18 protein-coding genes are annotated in these 26,229 nt (G+C 37.5%); 11 read left to right on the forward strand and 7 right to left on the reverse strand.

The annotated features are described in order from the left end of the window. The first annotated feature begins 729 nt into the window (after nt 1-729). Nucleotides 730-2,622: a bifunctional glutathionylspermidine amidase/synthase gene (gss, locus tag GQR59_RS03755; RefSeq protein ID WP_442966174.1), complete on the forward strand. Its 1,893-nt coding sequence runs from the start codon at nt 730-732 to the stop codon at nt 2,620-2,622. Between the two features lie 142 nt (nt 2,623-2,764). Here gss and GQR59_RS03760 read toward each other — a convergent pair whose 3' ends face one another. Beyond that, entirely contained in the window at nt 2,765-3,715 is a 951-nt protein-coding gene (locus GQR59_RS03760) for an alpha/beta fold hydrolase (protein ID WP_160060761.1), read from the reverse strand. Between the two features lie 407 nt (nt 3,716-4,122). Between GQR59_RS03760 and GQR59_RS03765 the strand changes: the two genes are divergently transcribed. After that, a complete protein-coding gene (locus GQR59_RS03765; protein WP_160060762.1) occupies nt 4,123-8,928 on the forward strand; it encodes an NAD-glutamate dehydrogenase in 4,806 nt (1,601 codons plus the stop codon). Nucleotides 8,929-9,589: 661 nt separating this feature from the next. Here the strand turns inward: GQR59_RS03765 and tcdA are convergent. After that, nucleotides 9,590-10,393 (reverse strand): tRNA cyclic N6-threonylcarbamoyladenosine(37) synthase TcdA, encoded by an 804-nt coding sequence (gene tcdA / locus GQR59_RS03770; protein ID WP_160062376.1) that lies wholly within the window; start codon nt 10,391-10,393, stop codon nt 9,590-9,592. A 328-nt stretch (nt 10,394-10,721) separates the two neighbouring features. On the opposite strand from tcdA, the gene GQR59_RS03775 reads away from it, so the two are divergent. The 5 genes from GQR59_RS03775 to GQR59_RS03795 all read left to right on the forward strand — a co-directional run bounded on the left by GQR59_RS03775 (nt 10,722) and on the right by GQR59_RS03795 (nt 15,362). Further along, a complete protein-coding gene (locus GQR59_RS03775; protein WP_160060763.1) occupies nt 10,722-11,393 on the forward strand; it encodes a spondin domain-containing protein in 672 nt (223 codons plus the stop codon). Between the two features lie 9 nt (nt 11,394-11,402). Then, the gene (locus GQR59_RS03780; RefSeq protein ID WP_160060764.1) at nt 11,403-12,095 is read left to right on the forward strand and encodes a spondin domain-containing protein; all 693 of its coding nucleotides are present in this window, start codon (nt 11,403-11,405) and stop codon (nt 12,093-12,095) included. 78 nt (nt 12,096-12,173) lie between these two features. Next, complete coding sequence (locus tag GQR59_RS03785; RefSeq protein WP_025565652.1) at nt 12,174-12,911, forward strand: response regulator transcription factor; 738 nt, start codon at nt 12,174-12,176, stop codon at nt 12,909-12,911. After that, on the forward strand, nt 12,911-14,389 hold the full coding sequence (locus tag GQR59_RS03790) for a sensor histidine kinase (protein WP_160060765.1): 1,479 nt from the start codon (nt 12,911-12,913) through the stop codon (nt 14,387-14,389). Before GQR59_RS03785 ends, GQR59_RS03790 begins: the two co-directional genes overlap by 1 nt. A gap of 361 nt (nt 14,390-14,750) precedes the next feature. After that, nucleotides 14,751-15,362, forward strand: coding sequence for a MarC family protein (locus GQR59_RS03795; protein ID WP_160060766.1), 612 nt, complete (start codon nt 14,751-14,753; stop codon nt 15,360-15,362). Nucleotides 15,363-16,271: 909 nt separating this feature from the next. Here the strand turns inward: GQR59_RS03795 and ilvC are convergent. After that, nucleotides 16,272-17,756 carry a ketol-acid reductoisomerase gene (ilvC, locus tag GQR59_RS03800; protein ID WP_137298003.1) on the reverse strand — a complete coding sequence of 495 codons (1,485 nt, stop codon included), beginning with the start codon at nt 17,754-17,756 and terminating at the stop codon, nt 16,272-16,274. A 303-nt stretch (nt 17,757-18,059) separates the two neighbouring features. Here ilvC and GQR59_RS03805 point away from each other — a divergent pair, with 303 nt between their 5' ends. The 4 genes from GQR59_RS03805 (at nt 18,060) to GQR59_RS03820 (ending at nt 20,814) form a co-directional block, all read left to right on the forward strand. Beyond that, nucleotides 18,060-18,929: a sulfurtransferase gene (locus GQR59_RS03805; RefSeq protein ID WP_160060767.1), complete on the forward strand. Its 870-nt coding sequence runs from the start codon at nt 18,060-18,062 to the stop codon at nt 18,927-18,929. 64 nt (nt 18,930-18,993) lie between these two features. Then, nucleotides 18,994-19,875 (forward strand): HTH-type transcriptional activator IlvY, encoded by an 882-nt coding sequence (ilvY, locus tag GQR59_RS03810; protein WP_160060768.1) that lies wholly within the window; start codon nt 18,994-18,996, stop codon nt 19,873-19,875. A 208-nt stretch (nt 19,876-20,083) separates the two neighbouring features. Beyond that, nucleotides 20,084-20,398: a ubiquinone biosynthesis accessory factor UbiK gene (gene ubiK / locus GQR59_RS03815; protein WP_025563314.1), complete on the forward strand. Its 315-nt coding sequence runs from the start codon at nt 20,084-20,086 to the stop codon at nt 20,396-20,398. Between the two features lie 8 nt (nt 20,399-20,406). Then, complete coding sequence (locus GQR59_RS03820) at nt 20,407-20,814, forward strand: DUF2750 domain-containing protein (protein ID WP_160060769.1); 408 nt, start codon at nt 20,407-20,409, stop codon at nt 20,812-20,814. A gap of 230 nt (nt 20,815-21,044) precedes the next feature. On the opposite strand, the gene rraB is transcribed toward GQR59_RS03820, so the two are convergent. The 4 genes from rraB to hemL all read right to left on the reverse strand — a co-directional run bounded on the left by rraB (nt 21,045) and on the right by hemL (nt 26,069). Continuing rightward, nucleotides 21,045-21,410: a ribonuclease E inhibitor RraB gene (gene rraB / locus GQR59_RS03825; protein ID WP_025563312.1), complete on the reverse strand. Its 366-nt coding sequence runs from the start codon at nt 21,408-21,410 to the stop codon at nt 21,045-21,047. Nucleotides 21,411-21,480: 70 nt separating this feature from the next. Further along, nucleotides 21,481-22,224 carry a 1-acylglycerol-3-phosphate O-acyltransferase gene (locus GQR59_RS03830; RefSeq protein WP_160060770.1) on the reverse strand — a complete coding sequence of 248 codons (744 nt, stop codon included), beginning with the start codon at nt 22,222-22,224 and terminating at the stop codon, nt 21,481-21,483. Nucleotides 22,225-22,227: 3 nt separating this feature from the next. Beyond that, on the reverse strand, nt 22,228-24,507 hold the full coding sequence (gene parC / locus GQR59_RS03835; protein ID WP_160060771.1) for a DNA topoisomerase IV subunit A: 2,280 nt from the start codon (nt 24,505-24,507) through the stop codon (nt 22,228-22,230). 284 nt (nt 24,508-24,791) lie between these two features. Next, complete coding sequence (gene hemL, locus GQR59_RS03840; RefSeq protein WP_160060772.1) at nt 24,792-26,069, reverse strand: glutamate-1-semialdehyde 2,1-aminomutase; 1,278 nt, start codon at nt 26,067-26,069, stop codon at nt 24,792-24,794. Nucleotides 26,070-26,229: the final 160 nt, after the last annotated feature.

Below are 26,229 nucleotides of genomic sequence, written 5' to 3' on the forward strand. Positions count from 1 at the left end.
CAACAAACGTTGATAATAAAATGTATTATGGGTACATATTTATAAAGGAAGCTTCTGTCAGTGTAGCGGCCAGTGATTTTGGTCAATAATTCAGAGAGAAATGGATCATTTTCCTAGGGCGCTTTTTGATGTAAAGCGACTTACAAAGCTAAGTCGAAAACGCCCACGCCCCCAAGTAAGATAGACAAGAGATGGTTATATGATGACTATAGAACCGTAGTTAGCGCTCATTAAAAGTATTAACAATGGCAGGAATGAGCTTAAAACTGCCTCACAGCTAGCAGAAAAATCTGGAGAATATGCACCCAATAATTGTCATCGCTTCACAATATCTAACGTCGGCTTTAGGCTCACAGCGGACTTTTAAATTATGATCAATGATATACATTTCTAAGTCGCTTTGGGGGCGAAAGTGACTCACGGCTTTAGCCCCAATCTCACATAATAAACCTGATACTTTTCGTTATTAAACTGTTACACCTAAGCAGAAATAAACACTGGCGATTATAAAAATTCTCTTAGTCTTTACCAAACTAAATCCAATAAAAGCCAAGTGTCATTCTTTTATTTTGATGCCTTTTTTCCTCAAATACCAACTTTAAATTATCGCTATTAGTCCCTCTTTTATAAGCATTATTTATTTATCTTTTTATTAAATACAGTCATTGCTAATCGCTATATTCTTGTCTATATTGAAATCGTTCTTTTCCCTTTAATTGGATGACAATCTTGTCTAATAAATCAATCTCTTGTTCTTTTGGTACCTTACTTGGCTATGCACCAGGTGGTGTTGCTGCGTATTCTAGTGACTATGATAGTGCTAGTGATGTTGAGTATCCTAAACGTAGTGCTTTCCGTAGTTATGTGGATGGCATTTATATGGGCTATAAGTGGCAATGCGTTGAATTTGCACGTCGTTGGATGTATCAAAACTGTGGTTATATTTTTGATGATGTTTCGATGGCTTATGAAATATTCAATTTACGTTCGGTACGCGATATTGCGTCTAATACACGTTTGCCACTACAAGCTTTTGGCAATGGCAGTCAACGTCACCCGCAACCGGGTTGTTTGTTAATTTGGGAGCAAGGTGGCGAGTTTGAAGAAACAGGGCATGTTGCCATTGTCACTGAAGTGTTCGCCGATAAAATCCGTATTGCAGAGCAAAACCTTGACCATGTTAAGTGGCCTGAGGGGCAGAACTATAGCCGTGAATTAGCGGCGACGATCAGTGAAGATGGCGAATATTGGGTGGCTTGTTCATTTAATGATGCGTTGATTTTAGGGTGGATGATACAAACTGACGATGACACTGATGCGGAAATACGTGAAGAAACTGATAAGCAGTTGTTTTCTTTATCTAGCCATCATGTCAAGCCTGTCTCAGGGCAAAAGAAGTCTTGGTTAAATGTCGCCAACAAAGATGAAGCGGCTTATGTCAAAGCATTGCAGGGGCATAAGTTAAGTGCCGCGTTTGCTGATGAATATCGCTATTATGTTTTGTCTGAAACAGCGGAAGATGCTTTACGCCGAGCGACCAATGAGCTGCATGGTTTATTTATGCATGCCACGGATTATGTGCTTGATAACGAACATCTATTAGACAAATTTAATTTACCACGTGCTTTATTAGCTAAGATCCGCCAATCCTGGGATAACCGTTTAAACCAGTTGATCACCAGTCGTTTTGATTTCGCGATGACAACGCAAGGTTTGAAGGTTTATGAATATAACTGTGACTCTGCGTCATGTTATATGGAAGGGGCTAAAATTCAGGGAAAATGGGCAGATCATTATGGCGTTCATGAAGGTGAAGATGCAGGTAAAGATCTGTTTAATCAGCTGGTGAAAGCATGGCAAAAAAGTCAGGTAAAAGGGTTGATACATATTCTTCATGATGATGATCCTGAAGAGAAGTATCATGCTTTATTTATTCAACAGACCTTAAAAGCGGCAGGTATTGATAGTCGTTTGATTGAAGGAATTGATTCTTTAATTTGGGATGAATCAGGCAATGTGGTTGATGCACAAGGCGAGGTATTGCATTGGGTTTGGAAAACTTGGTCATGGGAAACAGCTCTGGACCAAATTCGCTTAGAATGTGAATCAGATGATGCGTCGCCCGAGAGCTTTGAGCCTTTATCTAAAAAAGGTAAAACGCCACGACTTGCTGATGTGTTACTGCATAAAAACATTATGATTTTTGAGCCGTTATGGACATTAATTCCAAGCAATAAAGCGATATTACCGGTGTTGTGGTCATTATTTCCGAATCACCCATTATTGTTACATGCTGACTTTGAATTAAATGAAGATTTACAAGCCAGCGGTTATGTTAGCAAGCCGATTGTTGGCCGTTGTGGAGCGAATATTCAGTTAGTTGACTACGCGCAAGATGTGTTGGATGCAACGGACGGACAGTTTGCCCATCAAGACAATATTTACCAATCGCTATTTCCATTACCGTTGGTTGATGGTTATTACGTTCAAGTTTGTACGTTCACTGCAGCAGGTAAGTATGCAGGTAGTTGTTTGCGAGTGGATTCGTCGATGATTATTAGTAAAGACAGTGATTGTTTGGCGTTACGCTTTGTGAATGATGAGGCGATTTTGTTGCAATAAAAAATCAGTAAGTTGCTAATTATCAGTAAGCTAGTACAAGTAGATTACTGATAGTTAATAGCTTACTGATATTGTGTTTTTAAACTCACATTGTTGATCTGACTTTCTTTATTGAAAGTCTTCGCGAGCTTTGTAATGCTAATTATTTATTAAGTTCTTTCATGAAATGCATAATATATTTTGCAATTTCAACTGGTTTTTCTTCCATCGCAAAATGACCTGCATCGATTAAATGAAGCTCTGCATTGGGTAGATCTTTTAAGTAAGCTTCTGCGCCTGCTGATATAAAGGCGGGATCATTTTTGCCCCAAACCAATAACGTCGGTAGTTGTTTCTCACGTAAAAATGCTTGCCATTTTGGGTAAGCTAATAAGTTATTGTAATAATCTTGCAGCAACTGTACTTGGATAACGCGTTGTTGTTCGGTCTCTAAAAAGTGCAGTGCGTGAGTCCAGCTATCAGGGCTCATGATCTCTTCTTTACCTTTAACATCACGTAAATATTGCTTATCTTTAATACCTTGTACGCCAGTAAAGTCATAAAGCTTTTTAAACATTTCTGGAGATGTATCTTCATGTGCTTTTTTGAAAAATGCTTGGCGTGGTGGTGTTAACCCTTCTAAATAAGCATTCCCATTTTGTGTGATCAACGCTGTCACGCGATCTGGTTGTTGCATCATTAAGCGAAAGCCAACGGGTGCGCCAAAGTCTTGCATGTATACGGTGTAATTTTTAATGCCAAGTGCTTTAACAAACCCGTCCATCACATCTGCCAATAGGTCAAATGTGTATGGGTGTTTCTTAGGATCGGGTTTATCGCTGTAACCTGAACCTAGGTTGTCTGGCACGACAATATGAAACGATCCTGATAGTAGTGGAATCAGATGACGATACATGTGTGAAGAAGAAGGGTACCCGTGTAAAAACAGAATAGTAGGGTTGTCTGGATTACCCGCTTCGCGATAAAAAATATTATTTCCGTCGACGTTAACGTTACGATAATAGGTGGTTTCAGGCCAAACGGCTTGTTCTGCAAAGGTTAAAGGGCTTGTGAATACGGTAAGTAAAATAAGAAACTTATAAATTATTTTCATGTTATTTTCTCAACATTGGTTGTTTAGTTAATCGCTTAATTGATAGCTATTTAAAATGATTATTGAGTCAGCCTATTGTTAGTACTAACGATAAGTAAATGGTGGTGAACAGATCTGTTTACTTGTTTGCGATAGTGGACTTTGAATTATATTTTGTCAAATAAAACCTAATTCAAATTTATCTCTGTTGGAGGTGTTTAAAAATCAGATTAAAAGCAATTAAAAAAACAGTTAGCCTTTCTCTTTAATTATCAGAAAAACATATTTGTTTATTCAATTGATTAATTACTCTATTTTCAATATTTTTGTGTGCTAATAAGCGCTTCTTAATCTATTGTATTGTTTATTTATTTTTTTAACTTAGCCTTAAGCTGAGCCGTTAATTTTTACCACTAGGTAGGTATTACATGAATATAAAAACGAACCAGAAATCAGACATCCTCGAACAAATCTTTTCTCAATTAAAAGCGCATTTTCCTGTGCGTGAACAGTCTTTATTACAAAATTTTATTAATGCCATTTATCGCGATGTCAGTATTGTTGATCTCGCGATCATTAGTCCTGACGATTTAGCAGGTTTAACGGTTTCTTTATGGCGTGAAGTGCATCAATGGAAAGGGGAAGTCGCTAAGGTCAAAGTATTTAACCCTGATGTTGAGCAAGATGAATGGCAATCAACGCATTCAATTATTAGTGTATTAAGCCGTAATATTCCTTTTATTATTGATACAGTCAAAATCACCCTAAATAAGCATAATACTAAACTTCATCGTATTTTCTACAGTGAAATAAACAGTGAACGTAATGCTTCTGGTAAATTAAAAACACTTAACTCAGATATTGTTAATGCGAATGATTCGAACACTGAACTATTGCTTTATATTGAAATCGATCAAACTAGTTCTTCTTCTGAACGATTGAAAATTCAAAATAGTTTAGAGAAAGCATTAGGTAATGTGTCTTTGGTTGTTGATGATTATTCTCACATGGCCGACAAAGTAAAAGATGCGATTAAAGTCAGTAAAAAAGAAGTGACTGCGATTACTTCAAAAGCAGATTTTGCAGAACAACAAACTTATTTAGATTGGATGGCAGACGATCATTTTACTTTTCTTGCCTGTGACCAATTTACCGTAAAAGACGGCATGATTAGTATTGTTGAAAAAAGCCAATTAGGTTTATTAAAGCATAAAGAATTTATGCATGACAAAACACAATTCGATTGTTTACATGAGTTACAAGAATCGTCTTTATTGCATTTCAGTAAAGCGTCGCAACGTGCGATGGTGCATCGAATTGCTTATCCAGATGTGGTGTATGTTAAACAGTTCAATAAACAAGGTGAGTTGATTGGCGGTACACGCTTTATCGGTCTTTACACTTCTTCTGTTTATAGTGGCAGTCCATTAGGTATTCCAGTTGTTAGACAGAAAATAAATAATATTTTAGCGCAGTCTGGTCTGAGTTTAGGTGGGCACTATTATAAAGAGTTAACGCAAATCTTATCGACCTATGCCATTGAAGATTTATTACTTTGTGATGAAAAAACCTTACTTAATAATGTGGTAGAAGTTTTACATGCACAGGAAAGAAAGCAGCTTAAACTCTTTTTAAGAACCGATGGTAATAAACGTTTTGTTACTGCTTTACTGTATGTACCTCGCGATCTTTATAATACTAAAGTAAGACTCAAGTTTGTTGAGTTGTTATCACGCACTATGGACATTGTAGACAGTGACTTCCAAACCTATTTGAGTGAATCTAACCTTGCACGTTTACGTTTGGTGATTCACCTTGATAAGCCGCTTCAAGGCGAGTTAGAACTTGATGCTATTCAATTGCGTATGCAGCAAATTACTAAAGCATGGAATGAAGATCTACAAGATTCATTAATTGAAAATCATGGTGAAGAAACGGCTGTTAAATTAGCGCGTAAATATGAATCTGCTTTCCCGACGAGTTACCAAGATAGCTTTAGTTCTCGTGTTGCTGTGACGGATATTGACCGTATTGAATCATTGTTTTTATCACCAGATCGCTCAATGGCCTTGCGTTTCTACCGTTCTATTGAAGCGAATAATAGTGGATTGAAATTAAAGTTATTCCATCAAGATGGGGCTTTATTATTATCAGACTTAATTCCTATTTTAGAAAACTTAGGGTTAAAAGTCGCTCAAGAATACCCTTACCAAGTATCACCTTCAGGTGAGAGTGTATTTTGGTTATATGATTTCACGTTGTTATACGTTAACGATGATGGTTTTGACCCTGAAAATTACCGTCATTTATTCTCTGATGCGTTCCTTGCTATTTGGTATGCACAGGCAGATAACGACCCATTCAATAAATTGATTCTAGGGGCTGGCATTGCGTGGCGTGATATTGCCATGTTGCGTGCTTATGCCAAATACTTAAAACAAATTCGTTTTGGTTTCAGTCATTTCTCTATTGCTAAAACCTTGTTAGACCACAGTGGGTTTGTAAAACAGATTGTTAATTTATTCCATGCTCGTTTTAACCCCGAAAAACAGGTGAGTTTAGAGAAACAAGCAGAGCTAGAAAACGCTATTTTAGAATCTCTTAACGATGTCAGTAACCTCAATGAAGATAGAGTATTACGTAAATACGTTGAACTGATTATGGCAACGATTCGTAGTAACTATTTCCAACAACAAGAGGGTGAGTTTAAAGATTACATTAGCTTTAAGTTCGACCATAAAAAAATAGGCGAAATTCCATTACCGCGCTTAAGTTACGAAGTATTTGTTTATTCTCCTCGTTTTGAAGGTGTGCATTTACGTGGCGGTAGTGTTGCTCGCGGTGGCTTACGTTGGTCTGACCGTGGTGAAGATTACCGTACTGAAGTGCTAGGGCTGGTGAAAGCACAGCAAGTTAAAAACTCTGTGATTGTACCTGTTGGTGCTAAAGGCGGCTTTGTTGCTAAGTACCTTAACCCAACAATGGATCGCGATACCTTTATGCAAGAAGGTATTGCCTGTTACAAAATGTTCATTAGCGCGTTATTAGATATTACCGATAACCTTGAAGCGGGTAATTTAATCCCACCTCAGCAAGTGGTGCGTTACGACAATGATGACCCGTATTTGGTGGTGGCTGCGGATAAAGGCACGGCGACGTTCTCTGATATTGCTAACGAATTAGCGACAGATCGTAACTTCTGGCTAAACGATGCATTTGCATCAGGCGGCAGTAATGGTTACGACCATAAGAAAATGGGGATCACAGCTAAAGGTGCCTGGATTAGTGTACAGCGTCACTTTAGAGAGCTAGGCGTTGATGTCCAAGAACAACCAATTTCAGTGATCGGTATTGGCGACATGGCGGGCGATGTATTTGGTAATGGCATGCTATGTTCTAAGAAAATCAAACTGTTGGCTGCGTTTAATCATCTGCATATTTTCATCGATCCGAATCCAGAAAACTTAGAGGCTTGTTTTGAAGAGCGTCAGCGTTTATTTGATACACCAAGAACAAGTTGGAAGGATTATGATGCTAAGTTGATTTCAGCTGGTGGCGGTATTTTTGAGCGTTCTGCAAAATCGATTGTGGTGACGCCTCAAATGGCTAAAGCGTTTGGTATTAAACAAGCGAAAGTCACACCGACTGACCTTATTTCATTATTACTGAAATCCTCTGTTGATTTGTTATGGAATGGCGGTATCGGTACTTATGTTAAAAGCGAAAAAGAGAGCCATGCTGATGTGGGTGATAAAGCCAATGACAGCTTGCGCGTTAATGGTTCTGAATTACGTTGTAAAGTGATTGGTGAAGGCGGTAACTTAGGCATGACGCAAAGTGCTCGTATTGAGTTCTCTGTACATGGCGGTCAATGCTTTACTGATGCGATTGATAATGCAGCGGGTGTGAACTGTTCAGATTTAGAAGTTAACATTAAAATCCTATTAGACAAGTTAGTGTCAAAAGGTGATTTAACCGTTAAACAGCGTAATGTTTGGTTACAAAATATGACCGGACAAGTCTCTGAGTTGGTATTGCATAATAATTACCGTCAAGCGCAAAGTATTAGTTTATCTTATCTGCAAGGCCATAAAGGCATTGAAGAGTTTCGTGGTTTAGTCAATAGCCAAGAAGAGAAAGGTAAGTTAAATAGGAGCTTAGAATTCATTCCAAGTGATGAAGAGATAACGGAACGTAAAAATGCAGGGTTAGGTGTGACACGACCTGTTCTTTCGGTGATGATCTCTTATGCTAAAAATGAAATGAAAGAAGAGTTGGCTAAAGCGCGTATTGCTGAGGATGGTTATTTAGCAAAAGAAGCGGAGAAAATATTCCCGGGTGAGTTAGTTAAATCTTACAAAACTGAAATTCATGAGCATCCGTTGTTATCTGAAATTGTTGCGACGCAAGTGAGTAATGACTTATTTAATGTCATGGGCGCTACATTTGCTTATCGTATTATGTCTAGTACAGGTTGTTCGTTCTTAGACTTAGCTAAAGCATGGGTGGCTGCGCGTGATATCTTTAATCTACCTGAGTTATTGGCTGAGATTGAATCATTAGATAATCAGATTAATAGTGCAGTTCAAACTGAGCTAATTAATAAGTTAATGCGTATGGTACGTCATGCGACTCGTTGGTTTATTAGAAGTCATAGAGAGCAGTTAGATTGCGCGACGTTAATTAAGAAATACAAAACCTCGTTACATGCAGTGAAAGCGAATCTACCTAAGTTGCTGAGTGAACGTAGTTTACAGGAACGTCAATTAGAGTTAGATAATGCAAAAGAAGAGGGCGTACCGATCGCACTTGCTGAGAAACTCAGTAATACAGAGCAGTCTTATGCTTTATTAAATATCATTGATGTAGCCAGTAAATTGAAGGTCGATCCTCAATTAGCAGCACATGTGTATTTCTACTCTGAAGAGAAATTAAAGTTAGCTGATATTGCAACGCAGTTAAATCTATTGCCAGTCGATAGCCATTGGCAGTCATTAGCACGTGAAGCTATGCGTGATGATTTAGAGTGGCAGCAAAAACGTATCACTCGAGCTGTGTTATTGACCTTGCATGATAAAGACGTAGAAAAAGCGTATTTAGATTGGCAAGTGCAGCATCAGAGCCTAGCGGATCGTTGGCACAAGATGACAGAGTCATTATCTGCCGTAAGCTTACCTGAGTTTAGTATGTGTCAGGTAGCGTTAAGGGAGTTATTGGATCTGTCTAAAAGCTAAATAAACCTCACGTTAACGCTCGATTTTAAATAGCGATGTTGATATCAACATCGCTATTTTTTTTGGTTTTTTTATGTTTTGACCTCGGGGCGCATAGCGAATTAGGCAAAGCCTAGTGTTATGAGCGGAGGAGCTCTGCGAATCCTGTTTTCAGCTTGCAGTTTTTTGTTTGTGTGTTTTGATACGAATCTTGATTTTACCCATTCTATTTTTCCAAATTCAACACACAAATCCTGCAGGCTAAAGCCAGCGCCCCTAAAAAACTAATCTCGAAGCGTAAAGTTATTATGTTTTGGTTTAGGTTTCATGGCGAATTAGGCAAAGCCTAGTGTTATGAGCGGAGGAGCTCTGCGAGTCCTGTTTTCAGCTTGCAGTTTTTTGTTTGTGTGTTTTGATACGAATCTTGATTTTACCCATTCTATTCTTCCAAATTCAACACACAAATCCTGCAGGCTAAAGCCAGCGCCCCTAAATGAAAATTAACTTTGAGGCGTATAGATTTTATGTTTTTAATTCGCTGATCAAACATCAAACATCAAACATCAAACATCAAACATCAAACATCAAACATCAAACATCAAACATCAAACATCAAACATCAAACATCAAACATCAAACATCAAACATCAAACATCAAACATCAAACATCAATTTATAAGCTTTATTCTTTACCACTCGCTGCTTTGGCTTTTTCGGCTATTTTATTAAGGATAAATGCGCTACCGATAAAAGCGAAGCTTGCGGTTACCATGGTCGATGCACCAAAGCCACTGGCACAATCCATCTTCATATTACCGTCTGATTCAGCTTTTTCCCTACACACTTCGCCGTTTAAATCTGGGTAACTTAATTGCTCAGTTGAAAAAACACAATAAACATGGAATCTTCGTTTAGGATTTTTACTGAAATTAAAGTGACGACGGAGTTCTGATCGTACTTTTGCGGCTAGCGGATCTTGAATGGTTTTTGCTAAATCAGTAACTTGTATTTGTGTTGGATCAAGTTGTCCACCTGCGCCACCACATGTTAACAACGGGTATTTATTGCGCTTACAATGCGCCACTAACGCTACTTTTGCATGAATACTATCAATGGCATCAAAGATGTAATCCATGTCACTTGTAAGATATTCAAAACAGTTTTCTTTATCGATGAAGTCATCAACACAGTTAACAATGATGTCAGGGTTTATTTGCTTACAACGAGCCGCCATCACTTCTATTTTTTGTTGTCCGACGGTATCTGCTAACGCATGAACTTGACGGTTTGTGTTGGTCACACACAAGTCATCCATGTCAATTAGGGTGATTTGGCCAATGCCTGAACGCGCTAATGATTCAACAACCCAAGAGCCAACACCTCCAATACCTACAACGCAGATATGGCTATCTTTAAATTTTTGTAATGCTGTAGTGCCATATAAGCGTTTGATACCACCAAAGCGGTTTTCGTATTGTTCGTTCATGGTTTTACTCTTATTCATTTTGAAAGGCGCGATTATACTTGCTGTTATTATGTGAATCTAGGAAATATAAAAACAATCTTTTTTACTTGTTTAATTTTTTATTATTTGTTTTATTCATGATTTTTCACATATTTGATCATTATCTTGTTTATTTAAGCTCATAACGTCTCTATTTAAGGTAAAAAATGAAAAATAAAAGGCATCACAACCAAATAGTGAATATTACGTGATAAGTTCGTGATAACTCCCGTTCATACTGTTTTTTGTAAAACAATTACAACAAATTTATTAACAACTATTTATTATTCGAATTAAAGGGAGTTTCTTCATGTTAAAAAAACATCTTATTGCTGTAGGCCTATTCGGTTTATTTTCTGCAACTAGCCAAGCGCAAGACTTAACAATAACAGTAACGAATTTAACACATGGTATATACTTCACACCGGTTATTACGGCTGCTCATGATGCTGATACTGCTATATTTACAACAACAGAAGCTGCAAGTGCAGAACTAGAAGCTTTAGCTGAAGGCGGTGATATTTCTGGCGTAAGTGGATTGTTATCTGTTGCTAATGCTGATGTTAATGAAAACCCAGCTGGTGGCTTGTTAGCACCTGCAACGTCTGCAAATTTTTCTCTAAGTAATAACAGCGGTAATGATTATCTATCTGTTGCAGCAATGATGTTACCGACTAATGATGGTTTCATTGGTTTAGATAGTTGGGAAATACCAACTGAAGCGGGTACTTATACTGTTTACCTCAATGCATATGATGCAGGTACAGAAGCGAATGATGAAATCATTGCTAATATACCAAATCCAATTGGTATTACAGCAACTGGCGCTTCTGGTGTTACAGAAGAAATTAGTAACCCGAATGTTCACATTCACCCCGGTGTATTAGGTGATGATGACGAAGAAGGCGGCATCAGTGATTTAGATAATAGTGCTCATCGTTGGTTAAACCCTGTTGCAAAATTGACTATCGTTGTTGAATAAGGAGGCTTTATGATTAAATTTTCTAAAGTCGCTATTGCTACGGCTGCAGCGCTAACATTAGTTGCATGTGGAGACAATGACTCCGATTCAGTGACTATAATTGACACACCTGTTGAATATGAAGTTTTACTAAAAAACTTAACCAATGGACAGCCTATTTCAGCTCCATTACTAATATTACACGATACGGGTAAATTGTTTGAAGTAGGAGAACCTGCTTCAGAAGCACTAGAGCTATTAGCTGAATCTGGTGATGCTAGCCGTATACTTGATGAAACTAGTTTTCTTTTAAGTTCTGCAAGTGCTACTGGTGGTATTGTTTATGGCGAAACTGCTACGGTAACCGTTAGTCATACTGCTCAAGTTAATTATTTGTCATTTACCAGTATGTTAGGTAATTCTAACGATGCATTTACAGGCCTTAACAAAGTTGATTTAAGTGAGTTAGCGGTTAATGATTCATTAACATTTAGTACTGTTGCTTATGATGCAGGTACTGAAGCTAATACTGAAAGTGCTGAGACTGTACCTGGTCCAGCAGCTGGTGGTGAAGCAAGTAATCCAATTCGTGATGACATCGATATAGTGACTATGCACCCTGGTATTGTCAGTGCTGACGACGGCTTAACTACGTCAGTGTTAACTTATCAACAAAAATTCGATAACCCAGTTATGTCTGTTACTATTACTCGTACCAGATAAACCATTATGGCTTGTTATTTTTTGTGATACCCCCTTAATTCACAATTATTAACAGGCCACCTTTTAGGAAGCTGAAAGATGACAGATAGTATTTTAATTGTTGAAGATGATCAGGATATTGCAGAGTTAATAAAAGTGAACATGCAAGATCTTGGGCTTGAAGTCACCCATTGTGATAATGGTGAAGATGCGATTAAACAAGGTTTAGAAAATGACTTTTCTCTATTAATGCTGGATATTAATTTACCAGGATGTAGCGGTTTGGAAGTTTGCCGAAAAGTAAGAGAAGTTAAACCAGAACAAGCTATTTTAATGCTAACAGCTAGAACATCAGAGATTGATCGTGTTGTTGGCCTTGAATTAGGTGCTGATGATTACATGGCTAAGCCATTTAGCGTGAGAGAATTACAAGCGCGTATACATGCATTGCTTCGTCGTGTTCATTTATTAAAAAATAATAAACAAGAAACAACAGAAACAGATACAGGCATTGTTTGTCATGGTCAATTGATGATAAATAAACGCACGCATGAAGTTGTGTTACGTGACCAAAGTTTAGATCTTACCTCAACAGAATTCGACCTATTGTGTTTTATGGCTCAACACCCTAGCCAAGTTTTTTCACGTACACAATTATTAGATAAAGTATGGGGCTATCAACACAGTGGTTATGAACATACTGTGAACTCTCATATCAACCGTCTACGTAACAAATTAGTGGCAGGACAACCTGACTCGACGCATAAAGTCTTCCCGAATATTATTCAAACCGTGTTTGGTGTGGGTTATAAATTTAGCCCTGAAGGTGTTGTTTAATGAGAGTGTCTTTATATCAGCGAATGACAATCGCATTGGTGTTACTTTTTATTGCTATCGCTTGTACCTTTTCATGGTGGTCTGCAAAGTTAGAGGTTGAATCTCGACACGAAGCTGAACAACGTTTACATCTTAATTTAGCCGAACATTTGGGCAGAGATAACCCTTTATTAAAAGAGGGCGTCTATGACCAAAGTGCACTCAAAAATCTTTTTCATAGTTTAATGATATTAGGCCCTAGTTTTGAATTCTATTTTGTTGCACCCAATGGCAATATTCTTAGTTATTCTGCTGAACCAGGTAAAGTGAAACGTGAAAAAGTAAATATTGCACCGCTTGTTGATTTTATTAATCTAAAAAAAGCATTACCTATTTATGGTGATGATCCACGTGATAATAATGAGCAGAAAATATTCTCAGCTTCACCTATCTATAATGATGAAAACCTTCAAGGTTACCTTTATGTCATTATTGGCGGCGAAACTTACGATTCAATTTTTGAAGCGGTTCAGTCTGATCAACATCTTTCACAATCGTTAGTGTTTTTATTGGGGGTTGTGGTTGCTTTTTTCTTAGTGTTAATCGCGTTATTACGCATTTTTACGCAGCCTTTGAAACAATTAACTCAAAATATTCGTGCTTTTAAAAAAGCAGGGTTTGAAAAAAACAAAGTACAACTACGTGATTGGCCAGCTGCTAAAAACAATGAAATTCATGAGCTAGGTCAGGCATTTAATGAAATGGCTGAACAAATTAATTATCAATTAGTGCAGCTACAAGCAATAGATAAAACCAGACGTGAAATGTTAACAGATCTATCTCATGACTTACGTACGCCACTTGCAGCTTTACAAGGTTACCTTGAGACGATTCAACTTAAAGGTAATACCTTAAGTGAAGAGCAGCATGAACGTTTTATTGATATTGCTTTTAAAAATGCCAATCAACTTAAAAAGCTAGTCGACCAAATATTTGAGTTAGCGCATCTTGATGGTGGACAGGTAACATTGGATCTTGAAACATTTCCGCTTGCCGAGTTACTGCATGATATTGTGGCTAAATTTCAACATAGGTTGCAAGAAAAGAAACTGGTTTTAAATATCTTACCTGAGCAATGCGAGTTCATGGTTTATACCGACATTGGAAAGTTAGAACGTGTATTGAGTAACCTGATTGATAATGCGATTCGACATACAGATGTTGGTGGAAATATTACGATACAAGTTAATGAGAAAGAAAATAGTCGATTGAACATTTCTGTTATCGATAATGGTACAGGCATTCACGAAAATGAATTAGCGTATATTTTTGATGCTCGTTATCGCGCTAGTAATGCAATTTTTGATAGTAAAGAGCATGGTGGTCTAGGGTTAGCGATTACGCAAAAACTACTTCGCTTATTACAATCAGATATTAGCGTTGAGAGCCAAATTGGTAAGGGGACTTCTTTTAACTTCTATTTAACTAAGGTTAGTTAAATTAAGGTTAGTTAACTTTAAGTTAATTGGTCTAGGGTTTACTCTCAATAATTTATTACGATTTGTTAGTTTTTACAGTCAAATAGTAAGTGCTTATATGAATTTATAAGGCACTTACTATTTGACTGCTTTTTTATCTTCTATTTCTCTGTCCACTTCCTTTTTATTGCTCTATTTGAGTTTCTTTAAATCAACTTACTTATCTATTTTTTAGTACCTCATCATACTAAACGTAAGCTTATCTTTGCGCTTCTCTCCTATATTGAAAGGATAAAGTAGAAACCCATTGCTCTCTTTATTTTACTGCCTACAATATAAAGCACTTTTGAACCCAATACATTAACTGTTAAGGCTTGTTTCCATGGATGCAACATTTCCGATATTCTCAACTGCTTTTTTAATCTTTTTTATTTTAGATCCTCTTGGTAATGTACCTTTGTTATTAAGCATTTTAAAAAATATAGATAAGCAGAAGCATTCGAAAATAATTATTCGAGAAATGTTAATCGGTTTATTAATTTTGATTGTTTTCCTGTTTTTTGGAGAGCAATTTTTAAGTTTATTTCATTTACAAACTCAAGCTATCACCATTGCCGGTGGGATTATCTTTTTTGTTATCTCTTTAAAAATGATTTTTCCTAGTGCTGATGGTGGAGATCTGTTTGTGATGAAAAAAGGTGATGAGCCATTAATCGTTCCTATTGCTGTGCCTATGATTGCAGGTCCTGCAGCTTTAGCAACACTCTTAGTATTAGCAAAAACTAATGCTGAGCATTCTGGCGCATTGTTTCTTTCTCTTTTACTTGCGTGGAGCATGTCTGCTGTTGTTCTGCTTTGCTCTCCTTATTTATATAAACTCTTAAAAGAAAAAGGCTTAACGGCATTAGAAAGGTTAATGGGAATGTTATTGCTTATTATGTCTGTGCAAATGTTTATTGACGGTATTCGTTCGTTATTACCGACGTTGGTTTGATACTAGATTAGCTAACTTATGTAGTTATGGTACGTTTGAGCTTTTCGTTTGTATGTTTTGACTTCGGGGTGCATGGCGAATTATGCAAAGCCTAGTGTTCTGAGCGGAGGAGCTTTGCGAGTCCTGTTTTTAGCTTGCAGTTTTTTTGTGTCGTTTATGCAGAGGATCTCTGAGAGTCCTATTGTTAGCTTACAGTGTGTTTTCTTTTTGAGCACTAAGCTTATATTTATTTCTGATCTCTTTCCAAGTTCAACACACAAATTCTGCAGGCTAAAGCCAGCGCCCCAAAGTCAAAAGATGTGATGATTTTTTAGGTCTTTTTGGCATAAATGTCGTTTCATTCGTAAATCACAGATACAAAAAATCCAAGCTAAATACTTGGCTTAATAACGTTTATCTTTCCAAGTTCAACACACAAATTCTGCAGGCTAAAGCCAGCGCCCCAAAGTCAAAATCATGTAATGATTTTTTTATATCTTTTGTGTTTTAAGCATAGGTGCGTTTTATTCATCAATAGCTGATACAAAAAATCCAAGCTAAATTCTTGGCTTAATAGGGTTATCTTTTTAAATTCAACACACAAATTCTGCAGGCTAAAGCCAGCGCCCCAAAGTCAAAAGATGTAAGGATTTTTTAGGTCTTGTGGTCATAAGCGTCGCTTCATTCGTAAATCGCAGATGCAAAAAATCCAAGCTAAATACTTGGCTTAATAGGGTTATCTTTTTAAATTCAACACACAAATTCTGCAGGCTAAAGCCAGCGCCCCAAAGTCAAAAGATGTAAGGATTTTTTAGGTCTTGTGGTCATAAGCGTCGCTTCATTCGTAAATCGCAGATACAAAAAAGCCAAGCATTTAGCTTGGCTTAATAACAATATCGTTTTAACTAAAGGTTAGTTAGATGCTTCTAATTAGTTAGATGCTTCAACGATTGTTTTCATGTCTTTCATGTAGCCACGTAGTTTCTTACCTACGATTTCTACTGGGTGGTTACGAATTTCGTCGTTAATTTCAATTAAGCGAGCGTTATCAACAGAGTTAGTTTTAACTGTTAATGGCTTACCTAGGAACTCTGGGCTCATCGCTTTAACGAAGTCTGCTAATAGTGGTTTAGCAGCGTGGTCGAATAAGTAACAACCGTATTCAGCAGTATCAGAGATAACTACGTTCATTTCGTAAAGTTTCTTACGAGCGATTGTGTTAGCGATAAGTGGCGTTTCATGTAGAGACTCGTAGTATGCAGATTCTGCGATGATACCTGATGCAGTCATTGCTTCAAATGCAAGCTCAACACCGGCTTTGATCATTGCTACTAGGAAGATACCGTGGTCGTAGAATTCTTGCTCATCAATTTCCATGTCGCCAGCTGGTTGTTTTTCAAAACCAGTTTCAGCTGTAGCTGCACGCCATTTAAGAAGATTAACGTCATCGTTAGCCCAGTCAGCCATCATAGTTGCAGAGAATTCACCTTCGATGATGTCATCCATGTGCTTGTTGAATAGCGGACGTAAGATATCTTTAAGTTCTAAAGACATATCGAATGCTTTAACTTTAGCTGGGTTAGATAGACGATCCATCATGTTAGTGATGCCGCCGTATTTAAGGCCTTCAGTGACTGTTTCCCAACCGTATTGAATCAGTTTAGAAGCGTATGCTGGCTCAAGACCGTCAGCAACCATTTTTTCGTAACCTAAGATTGCGCCAGTTTGTAACATACCACAAAGGATAGTTTGCTCACCCATTAGGTCAGATTTAACTTCAGCAACAAAAGAAGACATAAGAACACCAGCACGATCACCACCAGTACCAGATGCGTATGCTTTAGCCCAAGCAAGACCGTGGCCTTGTGGATCATTTGCTGGGTGAACAGCGATTAGTGTTGGAACACCGAAACCACGTTTGTATTCTTCACGTACTTCTGAACCAGGACACTTAGGTGCACACATGATTACTGTGATGTCTTCACGTACTTGCATACCTTCTTCAACGATATTGAAACCGTGAGAGTAAGCTAGTGTTGCGCCTTCTTTCATAAGAGGCATAACCGCACCAACTACAGCTGTATGCTGTTTGTCAGGCGTTAGGTTACATAGTAAATCAGCTTGTGGAATTAGTTCTTCGTAAGTACCTACTGTGAAACCATTCTCTGTCGCATTTTTCCAAGATTGACGTTTTTCAGCGATTGCTGCAGCACGTAATGTGTAAGATACGTCAAGACCAGAGTCACGCATGTTTAAACCTTGGTTTAAACCTTGAGCACCACAGCCGATGATAACTACTTTTTTGCCTTTTAATGCTTCAATACCGTCAGCAAATTCGCTGCGATCCATAAAACGACATTGACCTAGTTGATGTAACTTCTCACGTAGAGGAAGAGTATTAAAGTAGTTAGCCATGTTAGCTGCGCTCCAAAATAAATAATAAGGGTAAATGACTTAAATTTGGTGTCATTTAATTTCGGGTGTCACTATAACGTATAAGTAATATTGCGCAAAATGATATATTAGCAATGTTACGTTGCATAAAATGAAATATACTATGGGCTTATATTGCAGTTTTTGAAAATAGATACCTTTTTTATCATACAAGTGTGAGCATGGGGGTATCTTGAGTTATTCTTTGACATTACTATTGTTTTATATTTATTTGTGAGTAACTTGATTACTTTAAATCAAGCGTTTGTTATTAAAGGGGTTTTTATGAATTCACTGGTGTTGCCAGGCAATTTGGTTTCTATCCAATGGTTAGCTGAGCATCATAGCCATTCTGATTTGATTTTGTTGGATGCAAGTTGGCATATGCCGTTGACCCAACGTAACGGCTATCAGGAGTGGTTAAACGAGCGAATTGATAATTCTCGATTTTTTGATTTTGATCGCGAAGTTTGTGATCAACAAGCTTCTTTACCTCATATGATGCCAACACCACAACATTTCGAATTATCAGCGCAAATGCTGGGTATCAATAATGATAGTGTGATTGTTGTTTATGATAGCTTAGGTATTTTCTCTAGCCCAAGAGTGTGGTGGATGTTTAAAACCATGGGGTTTAATAATATAGCGGTATTAGATGGTGGTTTACCAGCTTGGAAAGAGGCGGGGTTGACGATCAACACTGATTCACCCGAGACAACACAACGTAAACAAGGTAATTTCAAAGCGAAATACCAAGCCGATCTTATTAGTACTAAAGACGATGTTTATGAAGCAATTGAAGATGAACAAGTCGCCATTATTGATGCGCGCTCTAAAGACCGCTTTTTAGGTAAAGTACCAGAAGCGCGAAGTGGGTTGCGCTCAGGGCATATGCCGACGGCTATTAATTTACCTATTAGCGAAATCTTAAATAACCAAACTATGAAGAATGCTTACCAACTAGCACAAATATTTGAAGCATTAATGCCACAAAAGCAACGCTTGGTATTTAGCTGTGGTTCTGGAGTGACTGCTTGTATTCTGGCATTAGCAGCTAAATTAGCAGGTTATGATGCATTAAGTGTTTACGATGGTTCATGGAGTGAATGGGGCGCAAATGAAACGCTACCTGTCGTGCAATGTAAAAATGTATAATGTAAAAGTGTGTGGTGTAGATATGTTAGGTGTAAAAATACTCAAGATAAGAAATACTCGTTAAATGGATATTAAGGCATTACAAACCTTTGTACATTTAAGTCAAAGCTTACACTTTTCTAAAACAGCATTAGCAATGCATGTTAGTCCTTCTACTTTAAGCCGTTTAATTCAACGTCTCGAGGAAGATCTTGGAGCAAGCTTGCTCATTAGAGATAACCGTTCCGTTTTGTTAACGGAAGCTGGCGTCGCTTTTAAACAGTTTGCACTTCAACAAATTGAACAATGGGAGTTGTTAAAACATTCCATTTCGCAAGGCACTAATGAATTAGAAGGTGAAATTAATTTATATTGCTCGGTTACTGCTGCCTATAGCCATCTCCCTCCGATCTTAGATCGTTTTAGACGTAATCACCCTAATGTAGATATTAAATTAACAACAGGCGATAGCGCTGTTGCCATTGAGCAAGTGATGCAACATCAAGTTGATTTTGCTATCACAGCTTACCCTGATAACTTTCCTACTCGGATGCACTTTAGTCAATTAGCTGAAATTCCTTTATCAATTATTGCACCGACGACAGCGTGTGTGGCTACAAAACTAATCCATCAATCCCCTATAGATTGGAAAGCGATACCTTTTATTTTGCCTGAACATGGTGCAATCAGGCGTCGGTTTGATACTTGGTTCCGTTCTCTTAAAATTGGCAAGCCACATATCTATGCAAAAGTAGCAGGGCATGAAGCACTTATTAGTATGGTCGCATTAGGGTGTGGTGTCGGCGTAGCGCCGGATGTGGTTATTGAAAATAGCCCGGTACGAGATCGCGTTCAAAATCTATCCGATGTAGGTCAGTTAGCTTCATTTAATTTAGGCGTTTGTTGTCATAAAACGCGTTTAACTGAACCTTTAATCGAAGCCTTTTTAAAGTGTGTTGAAGATTAAAACAGATTTTTTCAATTTTATTGATTGTCATTTTCCAGTGGTGTTAAGGCTTAATGTACTTTTTTAGTGTATTAATATTAAGAGTATTTACGCTAAATGTACGTAAAATTAAATCAAAAATCGAAATGAAAAACAAAGTTTGATTATATTCCCGTAGAAATTATCAAGTGTGGCGTTTACAATGCGCTTATTAATTAAGGAGCTTTTTATGTTTAATCCGCAGAAGTTAGAAGAAATCGCAAAGCAAGTCAGTGATGCAATGCCTGAAGGTGTAAAAAGCTTTGGTAATGAAATTGACCGTAAGATCAAACAAGTTTTACAGGCGCAACTAGGTAAGCTAGATATGGTAAGCCGTGAAGAGTTTGATGTACAAACACATGTGTTATTACGCACGCGTGAAAAATTGAATGCAATGGAAGAAAAGTTTGCACAATTAGAAAAAAAATTAGATGGTGCTGCTTCTGAAAGTAGTGCAGACGCTAAAGCAGAAAGTAGTATCAATACGACTGAACAAGATAAGTAGGAAAACAAATGAAAGAGCAATATTTAAAAAACGCAGAATTATTTGTTGAACAAGCGGCCGCTGAAGGTGAGTTGTTTGGTTTATTTGATGAAACTCTAGGCTGGGCAAATTGCCATGCTCATGACAATAAAGATGCAACTGCTGTTTATTTGTTTTGGTCTGACGCAACATTAGCTGAAAAATTAAAAGCAGAAGAGTGGGCTAACTATAAAGTAGAAAGTATTGCGTTAGATGTGTTTTTTGATTCATGGTTAGACGGTATGCAGAAGCAACAAGTGTTTGCTGGGGTAAACTGGGATGAAGAGTTATGTGGTTTAGAAATTGAAGCAATGGTATTAAAAAATGCATTGGTCGAAAAGTTTCAAGCCGATGATTTAGAATCGGAAGCTGAACAGACAGAATCTGCTGGTGCATAGTTAATTTATTTAGAGTGTTTTTTATTCACAATTTTTATTAGCGCGTTAATCTCTAAGTTTATTAAGAAATAGTCTCTAAGTTTATTAAGAAAAAGTTTCTAAGTTTATTAAGAAAAAGTTTCTAAGTTTATTAAGAAAAAGTTTCTAAGTTTATTAAGAAAAAGTAGATATAAAAAAACCAAGCAATGAGCTTGGTTTTTTTATAGGCGACCGTTAGCGAAGATTAATGTTTATTCTTCTGGGTAAGTACCCCAACCGTCATATTCAATACCAAACGATTGTGCTAATGCGACGAGTCTTTCAACGTCTTCGTAAATAGCTTCTTCATCCAAATTCATTTCAACAACAACATCAAAGCTTAGAATGATTGAACCATCTTCTAGCTCTAGCTCTTCAGGGTCTGTAACTTCATAGCCTTTTTTGAAACAAGCAATAGCTGCCTTTTCTAATACGTCAAAGTTATCGCAAGAGAGGTGATGCTCAATCATGTAAACCGCATCAGGATTACTGCCATCTTCTAAAATAGCTTCAACAATATCAGCTGTTTCTTCTGCAAGTTCCGCTAATAATTCTTCATGTGTAAGTTCTTCTGACATTTTTTATCTCTTCTATATCAAGGTTTACAACTTCCATTCATGGTTTATGCAATGAATGGAAATGGTTTAATTAATCACAACAATTAGTATTAGAATCTGGACGATTCACTTCTTTGTTAAGCTGTTTATATTTAGCTAACATAATGTCATATGAATCATTCATTAGGCGACGAATTTCACGTTTTTTATATTGTGTAATATCAATAGGCTCCAACATTTCAACAATTACTTCGCCATTGTCCCAACGGTTTAAATTGACTTGTTGGTGAGTGTTAGACACAACGGTCGGCACAACGTTAACGCCTGCTTGTAATGCAGTGTGGAATGCACCCATTTTAAATGGCATTAAACCACGACCACGGCTACGAGTACCTTCTGGAAATATCCAAACGCCTAAGTTTTTGTCGCGCATTTGATCAACCACATCAGTGATCGTATTTTTTGATTTATCTTTATTGTCACGGTCAATCAAGATATTACCTGTTAACCAGTAAATAATGCCAAAGAAAGGGATCATCACTAAACTTTTTTTGCCGATAGTCACTGAGCCTGGTTGAACTGCACCTGTTGTTGTCACCATGTCATAGTTATTTTGATGGTTAGCAATGTAAACTACTGAGCCATTATTTTTAGCACTTTCAGGTACTCGGATAGTGACTTTCAGTCCAACTAATCGTGACATTTTGCTAAATAACATCGCAAAATGGTAGGTGTTTTTAGGATTACGTGGGCTTAAAATACAGTAAAACAGTGAATACACACTCATTAAAATAACGGCAACAATAATTAAAATTGCTCTGATAATAAATAACATAGTTTATAGGATCTCTTCTTGTTCATTTTCTGATGTGATGACTTCAATATTGTCAACACGTTGTAATCCACGAGGCAGTTTATTACCACGACGGCCACGCTCACTTTGGTAATGCGCTAAATCATTTGGTTTGAGTGTTAGCTTACGTTTGCCTGCATGTAAGGTCACAGCACTCTCTGGTGATATGATTTTCAGCATAGTAACAAACTCTTCACGCTTAGTCGCTTTGGCTGTCATTATGTTGATCATCTTATTACCTTTGCCTTTACTTAAGCTTGGTAAGCTTGCAACAGGGAAAATTAACATACGACCTTCATTACTGATGGTTAAACAGAGGTCTTCTGCATTTTTTGATAGTTTTTGTGGTGCAACTAATAATGCATTGGTTGTTAGGTTGATCAGGGCTTTACCATTTTTATTGCGGCTATTAATATCACTTAGGTTAGCCACAAAACCGTAACCATGGTCACTACTAATGATATAACGATCTGAATCATCGCCCATTAAGACACAAGCAAAAGGTACATTTTCATTTTGGTTAAAGCGGCCTGTTAATGGTTCACCTTGAGTTCTTGCTGAAGGTAAAGAGTGTGCATCTAATGAATAAGCTCGACCAGACGTATCAATAAAGATACAGCTTTGGTTACTTTTACCTTGGCAACTGGTTAGGTATTCATCACCGGCTTTAAAGTTAAGTGCTTGTGGGTCAACATCATGACCTTTAGCACTACGAACCCAACCTTGAGTTGATAATACAATGGTGACCGCTTCACTTGGCATCAATTCTTTTTCAGTTAATGCTTTTGCTTCTAACCTTTCTACCATTGGAGAACGGCGATCGTCACCGTATTTTTCAGCGTCGGCTTTTATCTCTTTTTTAACTAACGTATTTAAGCGTCTGTCTGAACCTAATAGTAACTCTAGTTTCTGTTGCTCTTCAGATAACTCTGCCATTTCACTGCGAATTTGAATTTCTTCAAGTTTCGCTAGTTGGCGAAGTTTAATCTCTAAGATGGCGTGAGCTTGCGTATCTGATAATGAATAACGAGATATTAACTCTGCTTTTGCATCATCGTAAGTACGAATGATTTCAATCACTTCATCGATATTTAAGTAGGCAATTAATAAGCCTTCTAAAATATGTACTCGTGCTAGGATTTTATCTAAACGATGTTGTAAACGACGACGAACGGTAGCACGGCGATAAACCAACCACTCCGTTAAGATAGTCACTAAACCTTTAACACTTGGACGTTGGTTTAGGCCCAACATATTCAGGTTTACTTTGTGGCTAACCTCTAAGTCAGTAGAAGCAAACAAGTGATTCATTAATGCTTCGACATCAATACGGTTTGAGCGTGGAATAATGACTAAACGTGTTGGATTCTCATGATCTGATTCATCACGTAAATCGGCCACCATTGGCAGTTTTTTATCCTGCATTTGTTTAGCTATTTCTTTTAATATTTTACCACCCGATACGCGATGTGGTAATGCAGTAACGACAATCTCACCATTTTCAACAACAAACACCGCACGACTTTTAAAACTACCGCGGCCTGTTTGATAGATGTTGACGATCTCTTTACGTGGGGTAATGATTTCCGCTTCAGTCGGGTAATCTGGACCTTGTACAAACTCCATTAGATCTTCTAACGAAGCTTTAGGATTATCAATTAAGTGTAAACATGCATTAGCGACTTCACGGGCATTATGTGGCGGGATATCGGTTGCCATACCAACGGCGATACCGGTAATACCATTTAATAGGATATGGGGTAAACGCGCAGGTAATAAAACGGGCTCTTTTAACGTGCCGTCAAAGTTAGGTTTCCAATCACAAGTACCTTGACCAATTTCTGATAATAATAATTCAGAGAAAGCAGATAAACGCGATTCGGTATAACGCATCGCAGCAAATGATTTTGGATCATCCGGTGCACCCCAGTTACCTTGACCATCAATTAGTGGGTAACGGTATGAGAAGGGTTGAGCCATTAATACCATGGCTTCATAACAAGCACTATCACCATGAGGATGATACTTACCTAATACGTCACCAACAGTACGAGCTGATTTCTTATATTTTGCTAACGCTGATAAACCGAGTTCAGACATTGCGAAAACAATGCGTCGTTGAACGGGCTTCAAACCATCACTAATATGTGGCAAAGCTCGATCCATGATCACGTACATGGAATAGTTGAGATAGGCATCTTCGGTAAACTTAGCGAGCGATAATTGCTCTATGCCTTCTAAACTCATGTCTATGACTTCACTCATATTTTACAGCCTTGTAATAAATAATAGATATATTGGAGTAGAGTATACCGCACTTGTATTCGAAGACTGAAATAGAAATGAAATAGTGTGTATTAAATGTAATAAATTTGAACAAAAGAATACGAAAATAATGGGAACAGGGGACAATAGATAAGGAAGTGATAATGAGAGATATTATAGGGTGTAAAAATAAAAGATCTAAGTTAAGCAATGAGTCTGATACTGATTACTTAAACTAGATCTTATTTATTTATAATTTGACGTTATTATTTATACTATTCGTATTACAACTGTGAAAATGCTTTTTTAGCTGCAATTAATGTATTGCTAATATCTTGTTCTGTATGGGCAAGTGATAAAAATCCAGCTTCATAAGCAGATGGAGCAAGGTAAATGCCTTCTTTTAGCATTAAGTGGAAGAATTTTTTGAATTTTTCTACATCACACGCGCACACTTGTTTAAAGTTGGTGACTTGTGGCTGATCAGTAAAGAAGAAACCAAACATACCGCCAGCATAATTAACTGCTAGTGGGACACCTGTTTCTTCAGCAACTTTTTTTAGGCCTTCTGCTAATTGCTTCGTTTTTATCGCTAGCTGTGCATATTCAGGTGTGTCTAATGCAGTTAATGCAGCTAAACCTGCATGCATTGCGATAGGGTTACCTGATAATGTACCGGCTTGATAAACAGGTCCTGTCGGTGCAATGTGTTGCATTACTTTATGGCTACCACCAAAAGCACCTACAGGCATTCCACCGCCAATGACTTTACCTAATGTTGTTAAATCTGGTTTAATGTTGTAATGCGCTTGAGCACCACCTAACGCAACACGGAAACCTGTCATTACTTCATCAAAGATTAACAGTGCTTTATATTGATCACAGATGTCACGTAGACCTTGTAAAAAACCGTCAGCAGGAGGAATGCAGTTCATATTGCCGGCTACTGGTTCAACAATGATACAAGAAATGTCATCTGGGTAGGCTTCAAACAAGGCTTTAACTGAGGTTAAATCATTAAAGTCAGCTGTTAATGTATGTTTAGCAAAATCTGCAGGAATACCTGGAGAGCTAGGTTGACCAAGTGTTAATGCACCAGAACCTGCTTTTACCAATAGAGAGTCTGCATGACCATGGTAACAACCTTCAAATTTAAGGATTTTATCTCGGTTAGTAAAGCCACGTGCTAAACGAATCGCACTCATGGTTGCTTCTGTGCCTGAACTGACCATACGCACTTGCTGCATTGATGGGACTAGTTGTTGTACTTTTTCTGCCATAATGATTTCGATTTCAGTTGGCGCACCAAAACTAAGTCCATTTTCTGCAGCATCAATAACTGCTTTTTTAATCGCAGGGTGGTTATGACCTAGAATCATTGGTCCCCATGAACCAACGTAATCAATGTATTGTTTATCATCTACATCATAGATATAAGCATCTCGTGCTTTTTGTATAAATAAAGGGCCGCCACCTACGCCGTTGAATGCGCGAACTGGAGAATTTACTCCACCAGGAATAATTGATTGTGCACGGTTAAACAGTTCAGTTGATTTGCTCATAAGCATCCCATTAATTATTTTTAAATTGAGTGAAACTGCAATATACCCATGATAAATGAAGATGCAACTGGGAAAGTTTATAATTCAATGATCTTTAACAGGAGTGTCTCTGTAATTTTTTTGTTAACATGACAAGTAATAAGTCTTTTAAAAGATTTTA

This window comes from Psychromonas sp. L1A2, from assembly GCF_009828855.1.
Lineage (GTDB): Bacteria > Pseudomonadota > Gammaproteobacteria > Enterobacterales > Psychromonadaceae > Psychromonas.

Bases quoted from the DNA above. Each gene is read 5' to 3' on its own strand.
- GQR59_RS03765 (WP_160060762.1), top strand. From the start codon at position 4,123: ATGAATATAAAAACGAACCAGAAATCAGACATCCTCGAACAAATCTTT.
- GQR59_RS03785 (WP_025565652.1), top strand. From the start codon at position 12,174: ATGACAGATAGTATTTTAATTGTTGAAGATGATCAGGATATTGCAGAG.
- GQR59_RS03780 (WP_160060764.1), top strand. From the start codon at position 11,403: ATGATTAAATTTTCTAAAGTCGCTATTGCTACGGCTGCAGCGCTAACA.
- GQR59_RS03820 (WP_160060769.1), top strand. From the start codon at position 20,407: ATGAAAGAGCAATATTTAAAAAACGCAGAATTATTTGTTGAACAAGCG.
- ilvC (WP_137298003.1), bottom strand. From the start codon at position 17,756: ATGGCTAACTACTTTAATACTCTTCCTCTACGTGAGAAGTTACATCAA.
- rraB (WP_025563312.1), bottom strand. From the start codon at position 21,410: ATGTCAGAAGAACTTACACATGAAGAATTATTAGCGGAACTTGCAGAA.
- ilvY (WP_160060768.1), top strand. From the start codon at position 18,994: ATGGATATTAAGGCATTACAAACCTTTGTACATTTAAGTCAAAGCTTA.
- GQR59_RS03795 (WP_160060766.1), top strand. From the start codon at position 14,751: ATGGATGCAACATTTCCGATATTCTCAACTGCTTTTTTAATCTTTTTT.
- tcdA (WP_160062376.1), bottom strand. From the start codon at position 10,393: ATGAACGAACAATACGAAAACCGCTTTGGTGGTATCAAACGCTTATAT.
- hemL (WP_160060772.1), bottom strand. From the start codon at position 26,069: ATGAGCAAATCAACTGAACTGTTTAACCGTGCACAATCAATTATTCCT.
- parC (WP_160060771.1), bottom strand. From the start codon at position 24,507: ATGAGTGAAGTCATAGACATGAGTTTAGAAGGCATAGAGCAATTATCG.
- GQR59_RS03760 (WP_160060761.1), bottom strand. From the start codon at position 3,715: ATGAAAATAATTTATAAGTTTCTTATTTTACTTACCGTATTCACAAGC.
- ubiK (WP_025563314.1), top strand. From the start codon at position 20,084: ATGTTTAATCCGCAGAAGTTAGAAGAAATCGCAAAGCAAGTCAGTGAT.
- GQR59_RS03805 (WP_160060767.1), top strand. From the start codon at position 18,060: ATGAATTCACTGGTGTTGCCAGGCAATTTGGTTTCTATCCAATGGTTA.
- GQR59_RS03830 (WP_160060770.1), bottom strand. From the start codon at position 22,224: ATGTTATTTATTATCAGAGCAATTTTAATTATTGTTGCCGTTATTTTA.
- GQR59_RS03775 (WP_160060763.1), top strand. From the start codon at position 10,722: ATGTTAAAAAAACATCTTATTGCTGTAGGCCTATTCGGTTTATTTTCT.
- GQR59_RS03790 (WP_160060765.1), top strand. From the start codon at position 12,911: ATGAGAGTGTCTTTATATCAGCGAATGACAATCGCATTGGTGTTACTT.